The organism is Dactylosporangium aurantiacum, from assembly GCF_000716715.1.
GTDB classification, from domain to species: Bacteria; Actinomycetota; Actinomycetes; order Mycobacteriales; family Micromonosporaceae; genus Dactylosporangium; species Dactylosporangium aurantiacum.
Window position 1 is genome coordinate 1 of the sequence record NZ_JNYJ01000168.1, and the last position, 348, is coordinate 348.

Consider the following 348-nt stretch of genomic DNA (forward strand, 5'->3'; position numbering starts at 1 on the left):
TACGGCAGCATGTGCCTGGACGCCGCCGGCTCCGGCAACGGCGCGGCGGTGCAGATCTACAGCTGCAACGGCCAGGCCAACCAGCAGTGGAACGTCAACAGCAACGGCACCATCAGCGGCGTGCAGTCCGGCCGCTGCCTCGACGTGTGGGGCACCAACAACGGCCAGCAGATCCAGCTCTACGACTGCAACGGCCAGGCCAACCAACGCTTCAGCCTCAACTGACCCGCGCTGCCGCCGGTGGTCCAACGGCCACCGGCGGCAGCGCCCGCACGAATCCCCCGTACGGCATCGCCCGGCGTCGCACCGCGACGTCCGGTGTGCCGTGTCCGTGGAAGGAACCGCACG

At 69.5% G+C, this 348-nt stretch carries 1 protein-coding gene; it reads left to right on the forward strand.

From position 1 onward, the window contains the following. Window positions 1-225, forward strand: a 225-nt coding sequence (locus OP18_RS50790; RefSeq protein WP_033368060.1) for a ricin-type beta-trefoil lectin domain protein, incomplete at its 5' end; no start/stop codon positions are given. Window positions 226-348: the final 123 nt, after the last annotated feature.